Source organism: Thalassospira profundimaris (genome assembly GCF_003326755.1).
GTDB lineage: Bacteria > Pseudomonadota > Alphaproteobacteria > Rhodospirillales > Thalassospiraceae > Thalassospira > Thalassospira profundimaris_B.
On sequence record NZ_JPWH01000001.1, the window covers coordinates 584,504 to 596,911 of the forward strand.

Annotated in this window: 13 protein-coding genes; 10 read left to right on the top strand and 3 right to left on the bottom strand. The window is 56.1% G+C overall.

Annotated elements, in window-relative coordinates:
- The first annotated feature begins 4 nt into the window (after nt 1-4).
- The 7 genes from TH25_RS02625 (at nt 5) to TH25_RS02655 (ending at nt 6,814) form a co-directional block, all read left to right on the top strand.
- Nucleotides 5-907: an efflux RND transporter periplasmic adaptor subunit gene (locus TH25_RS02625; protein WP_114086834.1), complete on the top strand. Its 903-nt coding sequence runs from the start codon at nt 5-7 to the stop codon at nt 905-907.
- A gap of 271 nt (nt 908-1,178) precedes the next feature.
- Nucleotides 1,179-2,060, top strand: coding sequence for an HpcH/HpaI aldolase/citrate lyase family protein (locus TH25_RS02630; protein ID WP_114086835.1), 882 nt, complete (start codon nt 1,179-1,181; stop codon nt 2,058-2,060).
- A 49-nt stretch (nt 2,061-2,109) separates the two neighbouring features.
- Nucleotides 2,110-3,168 (top strand): MaoC family dehydratase, encoded by a 1,059-nt coding sequence (locus TH25_RS02635; protein ID WP_114086836.1) that lies wholly within the window; start codon nt 2,110-2,112, stop codon nt 3,166-3,168.
- Between the two features lie 244 nt (nt 3,169-3,412).
- Complete coding sequence (gene sdhC, locus TH25_RS02640; RefSeq protein WP_114086837.1) at nt 3,413-3,793, top strand: succinate dehydrogenase, cytochrome b556 subunit; 381 nt, start codon at nt 3,413-3,415, stop codon at nt 3,791-3,793.
- Nucleotides 3,794-3,822: 29 nt separating this feature from the next.
- Nucleotides 3,823-4,206 (top strand): succinate dehydrogenase, hydrophobic membrane anchor protein, encoded by a 384-nt coding sequence (gene sdhD / locus TH25_RS02645; RefSeq protein WP_114086962.1) that lies wholly within the window; start codon nt 3,823-3,825, stop codon nt 4,204-4,206.
- 3 nt (nt 4,207-4,209) lie between these two features.
- Complete coding sequence (gene sdhA / locus TH25_RS02650) at nt 4,210-6,006, top strand: succinate dehydrogenase flavoprotein subunit (protein ID WP_114086838.1); 1,797 nt, start codon at nt 4,210-4,212, stop codon at nt 6,004-6,006.
- A gap of 25 nt (nt 6,007-6,031) precedes the next feature.
- Nucleotides 6,032-6,814 carry a succinate dehydrogenase iron-sulfur subunit gene (locus TH25_RS02655; protein WP_114086839.1) on the top strand — a complete coding sequence of 261 codons (783 nt, stop codon included), beginning with the start codon at nt 6,032-6,034 and terminating at the stop codon, nt 6,812-6,814.
- Nucleotides 6,815-6,926: 112 nt separating this feature from the next.
- Here the strand turns inward: TH25_RS02655 and TH25_RS02660 are convergent, their stop codons facing one another.
- Nucleotides 6,927-7,478 carry an NADPH-dependent FMN reductase gene (locus TH25_RS02660; protein ID WP_114086840.1) on the bottom strand — a complete coding sequence of 184 codons (552 nt, stop codon included), beginning with the start codon at nt 7,476-7,478 and terminating at the stop codon, nt 6,927-6,929.
- Between the two features lie 448 nt (nt 7,479-7,926).
- On the opposite strand from TH25_RS02660, the gene TH25_RS02665 reads away from it, so the two are divergent.
- From TH25_RS02665 to TH25_RS02675, 3 genes are all read left to right on the top strand, one after another.
- Nucleotides 7,927-9,639, top strand: a complete 1,713-nt coding sequence (locus tag TH25_RS02665; RefSeq protein ID WP_114086841.1) for a DUF4153 domain-containing protein — start codon at nt 7,927-7,929, stop codon at nt 9,637-9,639.
- A 156-nt stretch (nt 9,640-9,795) separates the two neighbouring features.
- Nucleotides 9,796-10,563, top strand: coding sequence for a hypothetical protein (locus TH25_RS02670; protein ID WP_114086842.1), 768 nt, complete (start codon nt 9,796-9,798; stop codon nt 10,561-10,563).
- A 32-nt stretch (nt 10,564-10,595) separates the two neighbouring features.
- Nucleotides 10,596-10,784 (top strand): hypothetical protein, encoded by a 189-nt coding sequence (locus tag TH25_RS02675; protein ID WP_220151326.1) that lies wholly within the window; start codon nt 10,596-10,598, stop codon nt 10,782-10,784.
- A gap of 16 nt (nt 10,785-10,800) precedes the next feature.
- Here TH25_RS02675 and TH25_RS02680 read toward each other — a convergent pair whose 3' ends face one another.
- Complete coding sequence (locus tag TH25_RS02680; protein WP_114086844.1) at nt 10,801-11,331, bottom strand: ureidoglycolate lyase; 531 nt, start codon at nt 11,329-11,331, stop codon at nt 10,801-10,803.
- Nucleotides 11,332-11,362: 31 nt separating this feature from the next.
- Nucleotides 11,363-12,382, bottom strand: a complete 1,020-nt coding sequence (gene alc, locus TH25_RS02685) for an allantoicase (protein ID WP_114086845.1) — start codon at nt 12,380-12,382, stop codon at nt 11,363-11,365.
- Nucleotides 12,383-12,408: the final 26 nt, after the last annotated feature.

Below are 12,408 nucleotides of genomic sequence, written 5' to 3' on the forward strand. Positions count from 1 at the left end.
TATAATGAACAAATGGATTTCCCGTGCCGGTCGGTTGTTCCTGTCCGGGGTCGTGGTTGGTATTGCGCTCATCGCCGGTATGCAGCTTTGGGATTATTACATGAACGATCCCTGGACCCGGGACGGGCGCATCAGTGCCGATGTTGTGGCCATTGCCCCCGATGTATCGGGGTTGGTCAGCAGGGTATATGTTGTTGACAACCAGCAGGTTAAAGCTGGTGATCCGCTGTTTGAAATTGATAAAGCCCGTTTCAGGGTGGCCGTCGAACAGGCACAGGCGCGCCTTGATAGTGCCGTTGCCAGCGAGGAACAGGCCCGGCGTGAAGTGCATCGTTACAGGAATTTAAGCAGCGATGCGGTTTCACGTCAGAAAAAGGAACAGGTGGAAACCGCCCTTGCCACGGCCACGGCCAATGTGGCCCTGGCAAAGTCGGACCTTGATCTGGCAAAGCTCAATCTTGATCGCACCGTTGTTGTCGCGTCGGTCGATGGCACGCTAACCAATTTTTCCCTGCGGCCGGGCAACTATGTTGGTGCGGGCAAGGCCATTGCCGCCCTGATTGATGGGGGCTCCTATTATGTCGCGGGCTATTTTGAAGAAACCAAACTGCCGCGTATTGCTGTGGGCGACCGGGTCGAGGTTAAACTGATGGGCCAGCCAAAGCCGATTTACGGGCATGTTGCCAGTATCGCTGCCGGGATTCAGGATAGTGAACGCAGTGGTGCCAATGGCAACCTTGCCAACGTAAAACCGACTTTTAGCTGGGTGCGCCTGGCCCAGCGCGTTCCGGTCCGCATCAAGCTTGATAACGTGCCGCAAAATGTCCGCCTCGTGGCCGGTCGCAGTGCCACCGTCCGTGTGATGGATGCTGCGGCCAGTGGTGGTGTTTTCGCGAATTTGTTTTGACATGTGGCAAGCTGGCCGCCTGGCAGAAATGCTGGGCCGGGCTAATCTGTCAGTTGCAAGATTTGGACTTTGAAGCAGAGTATTGTCGCCCGGCTGATATCGGAAAATGTCGCCTGCTGGGATGCTTCATGCCGGGTTGGCAGGTTTGCCCCTCTGTCGGTTTGTAAATGGCTGGGTAATGTAATTTCCGCTTGCTGCATTGCGAAAAAGTTTGGTAATTTTAGAAAAGAAAATCGTATCGTTTTAAACTAAAATTACAATGAGGCTTGTCATGGCAGTTTCCGCGCGGCCGCGCCGGTCAGTTCTGTATATGCCGGGGTCCAATGCCCGGGCGCTGGAAAAGGGGCGTTCATTGCCCGCCGATGGCCTTATTCTTGATATCGAGGATGCGGTTGCCCCCGACTCCAAGGTAACGGCCCGCGAACAGATTGTCGCCGCCCTGGATGAAGGCGGTTATGGCCCGCGTGAAATTCAGGTGCGGGTCAATGGCCTGAATACCCCGTGGGGGTATGACGATGTGGTCGCCGTTGCCAAAAGCCGGGCAGATGCCATTTTGCTGCCCAAGGTCGAAAGCCCTGAAACCATCCGTCAGGTTGCCGCCATTATGCAGGCCGAAGGGGCGCATGAAGACATGCGCATCTGGTGCATGATGGAAACGCCGCTTGCCATGCTCAATGCACGCGATATTGCCGGGGCGCATCCGCTGATGGGCGGGTTTGTGATGGGCACGTCGGATTTGGCAAAGGACCTGAACTGTGCCCATACCCGCGACCGTTTGCCGATGATCACAAGCCTGGGCCTGTGCATGCTGGCGGCGCGTGCCTTTGACCTTGCCATTCTCGATGGCGTGCATCTGGACCTGTCGGACGAGGATGGCTTTGCCCATGCCTGCCAGCAGGGCCGCGAGATGGGGTTTGATGGCAAAACCCTGATTCATCCCAAAGCCATCGCGGCGGCCAACCGCGCCTTTGCCCCGGCCGAAAGTGAAATAGCCTGGGCCCGCAAAATTATTGCAGCCCATGAAGAGGCAACCGCCCAGGGGCAGGGGGTTGTTGTGGTGGATGGCAAGCTGATTGAAAACCTGCATGTGGTGACAGCGCGGCGGCTGGTGGCATTGGCCGACAGTATTGCCGTGATGTCGGCGCAAGACTGACCATCGTGCCTTTTAGGGCCGGATACCGGCAGGAAACAGGGACCAAGCCATGACATCAAAAAACAATCCCGGCCATTATTTCGAGGATTTTCACCTGGGGCAGGAACTGCGCCATGCCACCCCGCGCACGATTACGACGGGTGATGTATCGCTATATACCGCCCTTTATGGTCCGCGTTTTGCCGTGCAATCCTCGGCCGAATTTGCCCGGGCGATCGGGTTTCGCGATGCCCCGGTGGATGATCTTTTGGTCTTTCACATGGTGTTTGGCAAAACCGTGCCCGATGTGTCGCTGAATGCCGTGGCCAATCTGGGCTATGCTGGCGGTGTGTTCGGGGTTCCGGTTTATGCGGGCGATACGGTTGCCACCGTTTCAAAGGTCATTGGTCTCAAGGAAAATTCCAACGGTAAAACCGGGGTGGTTTACGTCAATTCGGTGGGGCGCAACCAGCATGGTGAAATGGTGGTGGATTATAACCGCTGGGTCATGGTCCATAAAAAGAACCCCGATGCCCCCGCGCCCGAACCCTGCCTGCCCGATTTGCCATCTGTCGTGCAGCCCGATGCCCTGAATGTTCCGGTTGGTCTGGACCTTGCGGGATATGATTGTGATTTGGCCGGTTCGCCGCATTTCTGGGATGATTACGCGGTGGGCGAAAAGATCGATCATGTGGATGGCATGACGATAGAGGAAGCCGAACATCAATTGGCAACCCGGCTTTATCAAAATACCGCCAAGGTGCATTTTGACCAGGTCAATGCCAACCGGGGCCGGTTTGGCAAACGGCTGATTTATGGCGGGCATGTTATGTCGCTGGCGCGCGCATTGTCCTTTAACGGGCTGGGCAATGCCTTTAAAATTCTGGCGATCAATGCCGGTAGCCATGCCAACCCGGCCTTTGCGGGCAATACGGTGTTTGCCTGGTCGGAAATTCTTGATAAATTCGCCATTCCCGGCCGGGATGATGTCGGGGCGATGCGGGTGCGGCTGGTTGCCATGCGGGATCGCGCGGCGGCTGATTTTGCCCTGCGTGATGATGCCGGAAAATATGACTCCGCCGTGCTTCTGGATTTTGACCATATTATTTTGATCCCCAAACGGCCCTGAAACGTAGAAAGTCAAAAATAACGCACCTGCACCTGTTTTGGTGCGTTACAGCATCATATATCTCCGACTAAGGGGGATATTGCCTTGGTTTGAACTATATGAAACAAGTCTAAAGCACCGGCAGAAATGGCGTTAATTCGCAGATTTCTTTGGTTTTCAAAGGCGTTGAGATTGACTTACCCCCATCGCGTGGGTAAATAATCCCTGCTTTCCCGCCAGCTATTTGAGAAGAGGCAATTCCGTTATGAGCAAAGCCAATCGGCCGCTGTCTCCCCACCTTCAGGTGTACAGGCTCCCGCTGACGGCCAAAATGTCCATTTCTTTCCGCATTATGGGCATTGGCCTTGCCATTGGTTTCGTATTCCTGACGTCATGGCTTATCGCCGCAGGCGATGGCCGGAATACGTTCGAGGGCTATCAGGCATTTTTCACCTCGTGGTTTGGTCTGCTGTTGCTGTTCGGCTGGACAGTGGCGTTTTTCTATCACGCCTGCAACGGTGTCCGGCATCTTGTCTGGGATACCGGTCGCGGCCTGACGAATGAAGGGGCGGAAAAGTCCGGTCCCATCGTTCTTGGCGCGGCAGTCGTGCTGACCATCATCACCTGGATTATCGGTCTGGTTTGATCCAGGCAAATGGGGACAAGGTTGTTGTTATGAAGATGCAATCCGATCTGGGCCGCGTGCGCGGCCTTGGTTCCGCCAAAAGCGGCTCTTCGCACTGGTGGGCGCAACGCGTCACCGCTGCGGCCAATCTGCCGCTGGGACTGTGGTTTATTTATTCGATCCTTGCAGGGCACACCGCATCCTTTGATGCCGTCCATGCCTGGTTAAGCAGCTATTTCCACGCCACCATGATGATCCTTTTGGTCATTTCGGTGGCCTGGCATTTCGTTCTCGGCCTGCAAGTTGTGATCGAAGATTATGTGCATAACCGTAAAGCAGAAATTGCTTCGCTGCTGTTGATCCGCGCGCTCACCGCTTTCATGAGTGTTGCCGCGATTATTTCGGTGCTGCGAATCGTTTTTGCCGGAGCCTGAGACATGACAGAATCCTATAAAATTATTGACCATAACTACGATGTCGTCGTTATGGGGGCAGGCGGTGCCGGTCTGCGTGCCACCCTTGGCACGGTTGAGGCCGGTCTCAAGACCGCCTGTGTGACCAAGGTTTTCCCGACCCGCTCCCACACTGTTGCCGCCCAGGGTGGTATTGGTGCGTCGCTGGGCAATATTTCGGAAGACCATTGGCAGTGGCATATGTATGACACCGTCAAGGGGTCCGACTGGCTTGGCGACCAGGACGCCATCGAATATATGTGCCGCAACGCCGTTCCGGCGGTTTACGAACTTGAACATTACGGCATGCCGTTTTCGCGCACGGCCGAAGGCAAAATTTACCAGCGTCCGTTTGGCGGCCACACCCGTGACCACGGCAAGGCCCCGGTGGAACGGGCCTGTGCTGCGGCTGACCGTACCGGTCATGCCATGCTGCACACGCTCTATCAGCAGTGCCTGAAGCACAAGGCTGAATTCTTTGTCGAATATATCGCCATTGATTTGATCATGGATGATGACGGCACCTGCCGTGGCCTGGTGGCCTGGGACCTTGATACCGGCATCATGCACCGCTTTAACGCCAAGATGACCATTCTGGCATCGGGCGGTTATGGCCGTGCCTTCTTTAGCTGCACCTCGGCCCATACCTGTACCGGTGACGGTCATGGCATGGTGGCCCGTGCGGGCCTTGGCCTTCAGGACATGGAATTTGTTCAGTTCCACCCGACAGGCATTTATGGGTCGGGCTGTCTGATCACCGAAGGTGCGCGCGGTGAAGGGGGGTATCTTACCAACTCCGAAGGCGAACGTTTCATGGAACGTTATGCCCCGACCGTGAAAGACCTGGCATCGCGTGACGTTGTTTCGCGCGGGATGGCCCAGGAAATTCGCGATGGTCGCGGTGTTGGCGAACATGGCGAATATATCCATTTGCATCTTGAGCATCTGGGCTCGGATGTTCTGTGGGAGCGCCTTCCGGGCATTACCGAAACCGCCAAGATTTTTGCCGGTGTGGATGCGACCAAGGAACCGATCCCGGTTCTGCCGACGGTTCATTATAATATGGGCGGCATTCCGACCAACTATAAGGGCGAAGTCCTGAACCCGACAGCCGATGATCCCAACCGGATCGTGCCGGGCCTGATGGCGGCGGGTGAAGCGGCCTGTGTGTCGGTTCATGGGGCCAACCGTCTGGGCACGAACTCGCTGCTTGACCTTGTGGTGTTTGGTCGCGCCTGCGGCATGCACGCTGCCGAGATTGTGGATCCCAAGGCATCGTTCAAGGAGCTCAAGGCCAGCGATGGCCAGCAGGCGCTGGATCGTTTTGACCGTCTGCGCTGGGCCAAGGGTGCCCGCCCGACGGCTGAAATCCGCCTGGAAATGCAAAAGGTCATGCAGTCCAATTGCGGCGTGTTCCGCACCTCCGAAATTCTGGGTGAAGGTGTTGAAAAACTCGCCAAAACCGCATCGACCCTGTCAGATGTTTCCGTGTCTGACCGCTCGCTGATCTGGAATTCCGATCTGGTGGAAACGATGGAGCTGGAAAACCTGATGGTTTGTGCTGCCTCCACCATGAATTCTGCCGAAGCACGCCATGAATCGCGCGGCGCCCATGCCCACGAGGATTATCCCAAGCGTGATGACGAAGTCTGGATGAAGCACACGATTGCCAAGGTTGCCTGGGACAACAACTATGGCGTTGACCTCACCTATCGCCCGGTCAACAACTTCACCCTGACCGATGAAGTTGAATATATCGAGCCGAAGGAACGCGTATATTAAGGCGCGGAGAGAGAGGATTTGAGAGATGGCTGAATTCAAACTTCCCGCCAATTCGGTCGTGCAGGACGGTAAATCGTTTTCTGCACCGGCGAACGCGAAAAATACCCGGAAATTCCAGATCTATCGTTATGATCCGGATTCCGGCGATAATCCGCGTACCGATACCTTTGAGCTTGACCTTGATGCCTGCGGCCCGATGGTTCTGGACGCGCTGATCAAGATCAAGAATGAAATCGACGCAACCCTGACCTTCCGCCGGTCCTGCCGCGAGGGGATTTGCGGGTCGTGTGCGATGAATATTGATGGCCGCAACACGCTGGCATGCCTCAAGCCGATCGAGGATATTGACGGCGATGTGAAGATCTATCCGCTGCCGCATATGCCGGTGGTCAAGGATCTGGTGCCGGACCTGTCACAGCCCTATGCCCAGCTTGCCTCGATCGAGCCGTGGCTGAAGGCCGACAGCCCGACCCCGCCCGATGGTGAACGTTTGCAGTCGCGTGAAGAACGCGCCAAACTGGACGGCCTGTGGGAATGTATCCTGTGTTTCTCCTGCTCGACGGCGTGCCCGTCCTACTGGTGGAACTCGGACCGTTACCTTGGCCCGGCGGTTCTGCTCCAGGCCTATCGCTGGCTGGCAGATTCGCGTGACGAATATACCGGCGAACGTCTTGACGCGCTGGAAGATCCGTTCCGCCTGTATCGTTGCCATACGATCATGAACTGCACCAATACCTGCCCGAAGGGTCTGAACCCGGCGCTGGCGATTACCGAAATCAAGAAGATGATTGCGGAACGTGGCGCCTGATCATCGGGTCAGCGTTAAATAACAGCTTTTCTGTGCAAAGAAGCCGCCGGAATTTCCCGGCGGCTTCTTTGTTTTTTGCATCGTGTCTCGGAGAATGTCCGGCTTTTTTGGGTCAGGCCGTCAGTTTTTTGGCAGTATTCAGGAAATTGTCGATATAATCCTGCAGGAAGGCTTTGGTATCGTCGATGGCAATGCTGCCATCCTCGCCAATCAGCTCGGGCTTGAAGGCGATATAGGCTTCACCGCCCATCACCAGGGCGCCGAGAATGCCCATGACCTGGCGCAGATGCTGCTGGGCGACCGCTGTGCCAATGGCCCCGGGCGAGGTGCCGGTTATCGCGGTGGCTTTGCCTTTCCACACATTGTTTTCCGCCGGTTTCGAGCCCCAGTCGATGGCGTTTTTCAAAACCGTGGTGATGGAGCGGTTATGTTCCGGTGTGACCATCAAAACGGCATCACAGGCCGCAACCTCGCGGGTAAAGCGGTTGACCACATCGGGCCGGTTGCCTTCATGGTCCATGTTATAGATCGGCAGATCATCAATTTTGATCATATGCGTATCGGCACGTTCGCCGATCAGGTCAATCAGGGCGCGGGCCAGTTTCTGATTGATCGATCCGGTGCGATTGCTGCCCACAATCACGGCCAGTTTCAGTTTTGCCATTGAGAACTCCTTTCAAAGAAGCCTTGTGAAAAGGGATTTCATCATCAGCCAGGCGCTGTTTAACGGCGCTAAACAACCGTGCGCGGAAAGAGACTGGTGCCATCGTGTTTGGCATTCTGCCCGCTGCAAATAGCCCGATGAAAATTGTTTTCCTGATAACAACAGGGCAAGCCGTTTGTTCCCCAGGCCTGATGGAAGAAAGCCCATGGGCAGGCGTTGATATAGTATGATTTTGAAATCTATAGATCTTTCATATTGAGACAGTTGTTCCCCAAGCTGGAGATAATGATTATTGGTTGTAATTTGGCCTTGAAAATTTCCTAATCGCGTGGCTGGCTCTGTGGCGTGTAAAACGGAAAAAACGGTGCGGTGCTGTTGGCGCCGGTAAGTGCGGCATGGCAGGCCAACCGACCGCAGAAAAAACAAAATAAATGGATATGGATGCACAATGAGCAAATTGTGGTGGCTTTTCCCCCTAAGTGGCGGATTGTACGGGCTGGCAATATGGTACCTGTTTGACCGGTTTGATGAACACAGTCTGTTATTTGAACCCTTGGTCATGTTTGTGGTGACAAGTGCCTATTGCGGCTGGTTTGCCTTAACGCATGGCCGGTTCTTTGTCGCCCTGGCGCTGTCGCTGGCGGTTTCGCTGCTGGCTGCCGGGCAGGTGGCGGTTTTTCAGCATATTGTCGGCTTTGCGCATGTGGACGACATGGCTGTTTTCGCGTTTTTCACCACCCAGGCGATCTGGATCGGGGCAAGTATTGCCCTTTGGCGTGCCCGCCATGTTGCGACCGATATTGAAAAAACCGATGCCCTATCCGATGCCCCATCTGGCACCCGATCCGATGACACGCAGCACCGCCGCATTTTGGGGGTGCCCTGTTGGGCGATTGGTCCGGCTTTGTGGGATATTAAGCTGTCGCTGTATTTTGGCACGGTATCGATCAGCGTATTCTGGATCATGGCCTATGTGCTGGCAGAGCTGTTTAACGTCGTTGGTTTCTACGCCTTTATGGACTTTCTGGAATCCCTGCTGGGCGGCTCCGTGTTAAGCGGAGCGGCCTTTGCGTCGGGCATTATGCTAACGCGCGAGAAACCGCAAATCCTGAAGGTTGTTCGCCAGGTTCTGGGCACCCTGTACCGGTTCTTTTATCCGGTGCAGGCCGCAGGTCTGTTTCTGTTTTTGCTGTTGGGCGTTCTTGGCGGCTGGGAACAGCTTTTGGGCCGGGATACCAGTATCGGCATGGTGGTGCTGGGGGCGGCGCTGTGGATCAGCTATCTGCTGTTTGGTGCGGTGCAGTCGGGCGCGACAACCACACTTTTTGGCCGTTGGGGCGATGTTGTTTTTCGCTACAGTCTGTGGATGGCACCGGTTTGTGCGCTGGCGGCGCTGGGCTGCATCTGGTTGCGGGTGGATGATTACTGGCTTACCCCGGCGCGTTTGTATGCCACCTGGCTTGGCGTTTATGTTTTGGGCGCGACCCTGTGGATCATGCGCGCAGGCATGAGGCGCGGTGATGGCATGATTCCGCGTTTGCAGCGGGCCTTTGGTCAGGTTGTTGTCGGTGGGGCGGCCCTGGCCTTTGTTGCGCATCTGCCCTGGCTGGATCCGTTCAGCATTTCCGCCTTCAGTCAGAAAACCCGGCTGGGCTTGCTGGATGATATTCCGCGTGCCGATTTGGCCTTTATGGCCCGCAATCTGGGTAAACCGGGTGAAAAGGCCCTGGCCGCATTGCGCGGTGCCCACCCCGATAAAGTCGCGGATTTGCAGCAGCTACGCGAGTATTACCCGCTATATCAGGAACCCGATACGCCATCATTTGAAGAAATTCCGGTATTTCCGCAAAATAACGCCTATTCCGAGCGTGATTTGCGTAAATTGATGGATGAAGACCTGAAATATGGCCGACTTTTCTGCGATGGCGACAAGGTTGAGAAAGACGCTACCGGCTCCGGTCATCAGAACAGATGTGCCCTGTTGCTGATTGATCTGGATGGGGACGGGCAAAGCGAGGCGGTGTTTTTCTCGACACGCAATTATGCGCCGGTTTTCCGGTTTCTGCCGGACCAGCATGACTGGTTGAAACTGCATGATATGTACCGTGAAACAGGCACGGATGATGCCCCAACAGATGCTGGATGCCCTGAAAAAAGGTGAATTTTCGCCGGAAAAACCGCTTTATTCCGATCTTTCGGTGGGCGGGGTGCGCTGGCAGCAATCGCGTTAATGCAATGCGGGGTGTTTTTGTTATGATTGGCAGGCACCCCGTATTTCGGGCCGCAACGCAAGACGATAACAAGGAGAGAGCGCACCATGCCGATCCGTTTCCGATATGTGATGGCCGGTATTGTCCTGTTCGGGCTGGCGGCCTGCGGGGATACATCGCCCAAATGGGAACCCCAGGATATGATGGGCGGCCCGGCAGAGCAGAAAAACCTGAATGACACATATGCCCGCATGGTGGATTTCAAGGCGATGGCAACCGATGACAGCGGCAAGCCGTTTTATGCCGGTCCCAGTGCCACGGTGGTGGGGGCGGGGCAATTGGCCCTTGCCATGTGCCAGAATGCCGGGGGCAGCAATTGCCGTGTCTCGCGGCTGGGCCTGACCTCGATCGAGGGGATGGACCAGGAAGCGGTCAGCGATGTGATTAAATCTTATAATGATACATTAACCGCCGAAGCCACCCAGGCGGCCCGGGCGGGCAATATCGAGGCGGCCAACTGGCTGGCCTATCATTACGCCACCAAGGGCGAAAATCTGGGGGAAGCCGAACGGCTGATCAAACTGGCGCTCAAGGTGCAGCCCGATAACCCCTCCATTCAGGATACCTATGGGTTGATCCTGTATAAAAAGGGCGACTACGCAGCGGCGGAAGAAGCCCTGATCAAGGCCAACAAGGCCGCCCCGATTGCCGAGCATCTGGCCCATTTTGCTGATAACGCCCTGGCAATGGGCAAGCGCGATATGGCCCGTGTTGCCTATCAGCGGGCGCTTGATGCCAACCCGGACCCGGTTTTATCCCAGCGGATTCAAAAACAGTTGCTGGCAATTGATATGGGGGGCGGTATTCGCAATTAAAGGCAAAGGGCTGTAAGCCGCATCATTGCCTGGTGATTGAAGACAGTCCGTCGGGTGTGGTTGCCGCCAATAGGGCAGGGATGCGGTCGGTCGGGTTTGTGGGCGGGCGTCATCGCCAGAATGCCGACCCCGCCCTATTGCAGGATGCCGGGGCCTGCCATGTGGTTGCTTCTGGCGATGCGCTTTTATCCTGTTTGCGCAATAGGGGCCTGGCCGGATAAACGGCCCGGCATATGATCAGGCGATTTTTGCCATTTGCGCGGGGGGCCAGTCCAGACTGATCGGTTCACCATCAATATCGCCCATATCGACTTCATTGAGGTTATTGCCCGGCCCCGAACGGTCAATCACCAGAAATTCGCTTTCGGGTTCAAGCACCAGAAGCGGGTGGTGCCACACCCCCTTGTCATAGGTGATGCCCTGTTTGCCATTGGTGACAAAGGCCCGCAGATCGCTGGCCTGGGGCAGGTCGCTGGCGGGGGCGACAACGATTAAAAACCGTTGCCCCTGCATGGGGATAAAGGCCTGGGAGCCCAGCGGGTGGCGTTCCATCATGGAAATGCGGATCGGCAGGGGGCGTGGATTGCCGCGAAAAATGCTGATGATCGGGCGTCCGCCTTCCTCGCCGGTATCAATGCCGGAAATGTCATGATAGCGCGTCGTGGTGCCCTGATTGATCCCAAAGGATTTGCGGGCTGTTTCCGTGCTGATGACATCCCCAAATTCGGTGAAGGATTCGGGTGTTAGCGGTTCGACAGTCAGTTTCATGTTAGCCCCCTTTTGCCAGCCAAACCCCGAATCAGGGCCTGGCGGGTTTGCCAAGAATGCGAATGCGGCTGATGCCGCCATCGGGTATCGAATTGATGCGCAGGTGCGATACGGGCCCGCGTGCGGTAATGGCCGCCCCGCCAAATTCATGGATGCGGTCGGCCTGCATTTTTTGTTCGGGCAAAACGGTTTGCCAGAACATCGATCGGGCGATGATGGATTTGTCCTTTTCGCCCTCGACATAGGCCCCCTGCACCGAAACGCGGTCCGGGAAGTTGCCTTTGAAATGGCAGGTATCAATGATGATTTTATCAATCTCGCCGGGATGGCCCAGTTCAATGATCAGCCATTCATTGCCCGGTTCGCGCCGACGGCTGGTTTCCCAGCCATCACCCATATTGACCCCGCGCCCCGGGGCCAGCACCACATTGGGGTTGCCATAATGGGCATCCGACCAGGCAAGGGCGATGCCGCCATTGATCATGGCAGCCAGGTCCACCTGTTCGCCCTTGGCGGCCATTTCGCTCCAGTCGCGGTTGGGGCGGCCATATACCCGCAGGCGGGCAATGCCGCCATCGGGATAAATATGCAGGCGCACATGGGTGTAAATCCCGTCACTGGTGACATCGGCATAATGATGCGCGCTGGCCCCCAGCCCCTGCGGGGCGACAATTTCGGTCCAGGTCGTGGTGTCGTCCGGGTCGCCTTCGGGGCAGAAACAGCCTTCCAGCGAGGCTGCGGGCGGGAAATTGCCGGTGAAATGGCTGGTGTCAATATCCACACCGTAAATCCGGCCTGAGGTTGCCAGGCGGACAATGGCGTAATCGTGGCCTTCCACCCGTTTGCGGCGGCTTTCCCAGCCATCCATCCATTTGCCGTTATCGTCGTATTTGTCGGGGTAAAAAATCGCCGGGGCCGATTGCAGCATGCGCTGTTTGTCGGCAAAAAAATCGTCGGTGGCGAAAATGGCAACCGCGCCTAACCGTTCATCGGCCAGGTTGACAAATCGGCGGGTAAAATCCGGGGCGGTATCGCTGTTTGAATGGCTCATGGGTTTGTGTCCTGCTGATAATGTTT

Bases quoted from the DNA above. Each gene is read 5' to 3' on its own strand.
- sdhC (WP_114086837.1), top strand. From the start codon at position 3,413: ATGAGCAAAGCCAATCGGCCGCTGTCTCCCCACCTTCAGGTGTACAGG.
- sdhA (WP_114086838.1), top strand. From the start codon at position 4,210: ATGACAGAATCCTATAAAATTATTGACCATAACTACGATGTCGTCGTT.
- TH25_RS02670 (WP_114086842.1), top strand. From the start codon at position 9,796: ATGCCGATCCGTTTCCGATATGTGATGGCCGGTATTGTCCTGTTCGGG.
- sdhD (WP_114086962.1), top strand. From the start codon at position 3,823: ATGAAGATGCAATCCGATCTGGGCCGCGTGCGCGGCCTTGGTTCCGCC.
- TH25_RS02635 (WP_114086836.1), top strand. From the start codon at position 2,110: ATGACATCAAAAAACAATCCCGGCCATTATTTCGAGGATTTTCACCTG.
- alc (WP_114086845.1), bottom strand. From the start codon at position 12,382: ATGAGCCATTCAAACAGCGATACCGCCCCGGATTTTACCCGCCGATTT.
- TH25_RS02665 (WP_114086841.1), top strand. From the start codon at position 7,927: ATGAGCAAATTGTGGTGGCTTTTCCCCCTAAGTGGCGGATTGTACGGG.
- TH25_RS02680 (WP_114086844.1), bottom strand. From the start codon at position 11,331: ATGAAACTGACTGTCGAACCGCTAACACCCGAATCCTTCACCGAATTT.
- TH25_RS02655 (WP_114086839.1), top strand. From the start codon at position 6,032: ATGGCTGAATTCAAACTTCCCGCCAATTCGGTCGTGCAGGACGGTAAA.
- TH25_RS02630 (WP_114086835.1), top strand. From the start codon at position 1,179: ATGGCAGTTTCCGCGCGGCCGCGCCGGTCAGTTCTGTATATGCCGGGG.
- TH25_RS02625 (WP_114086834.1), top strand. From the start codon at position 5: ATGAACAAATGGATTTCCCGTGCCGGTCGGTTGTTCCTGTCCGGGGTC.
- TH25_RS02660 (WP_114086840.1), bottom strand. From the start codon at position 7,478: ATGGCAAAACTGAAACTGGCCGTGATTGTGGGCAGCAATCGCACCGGA.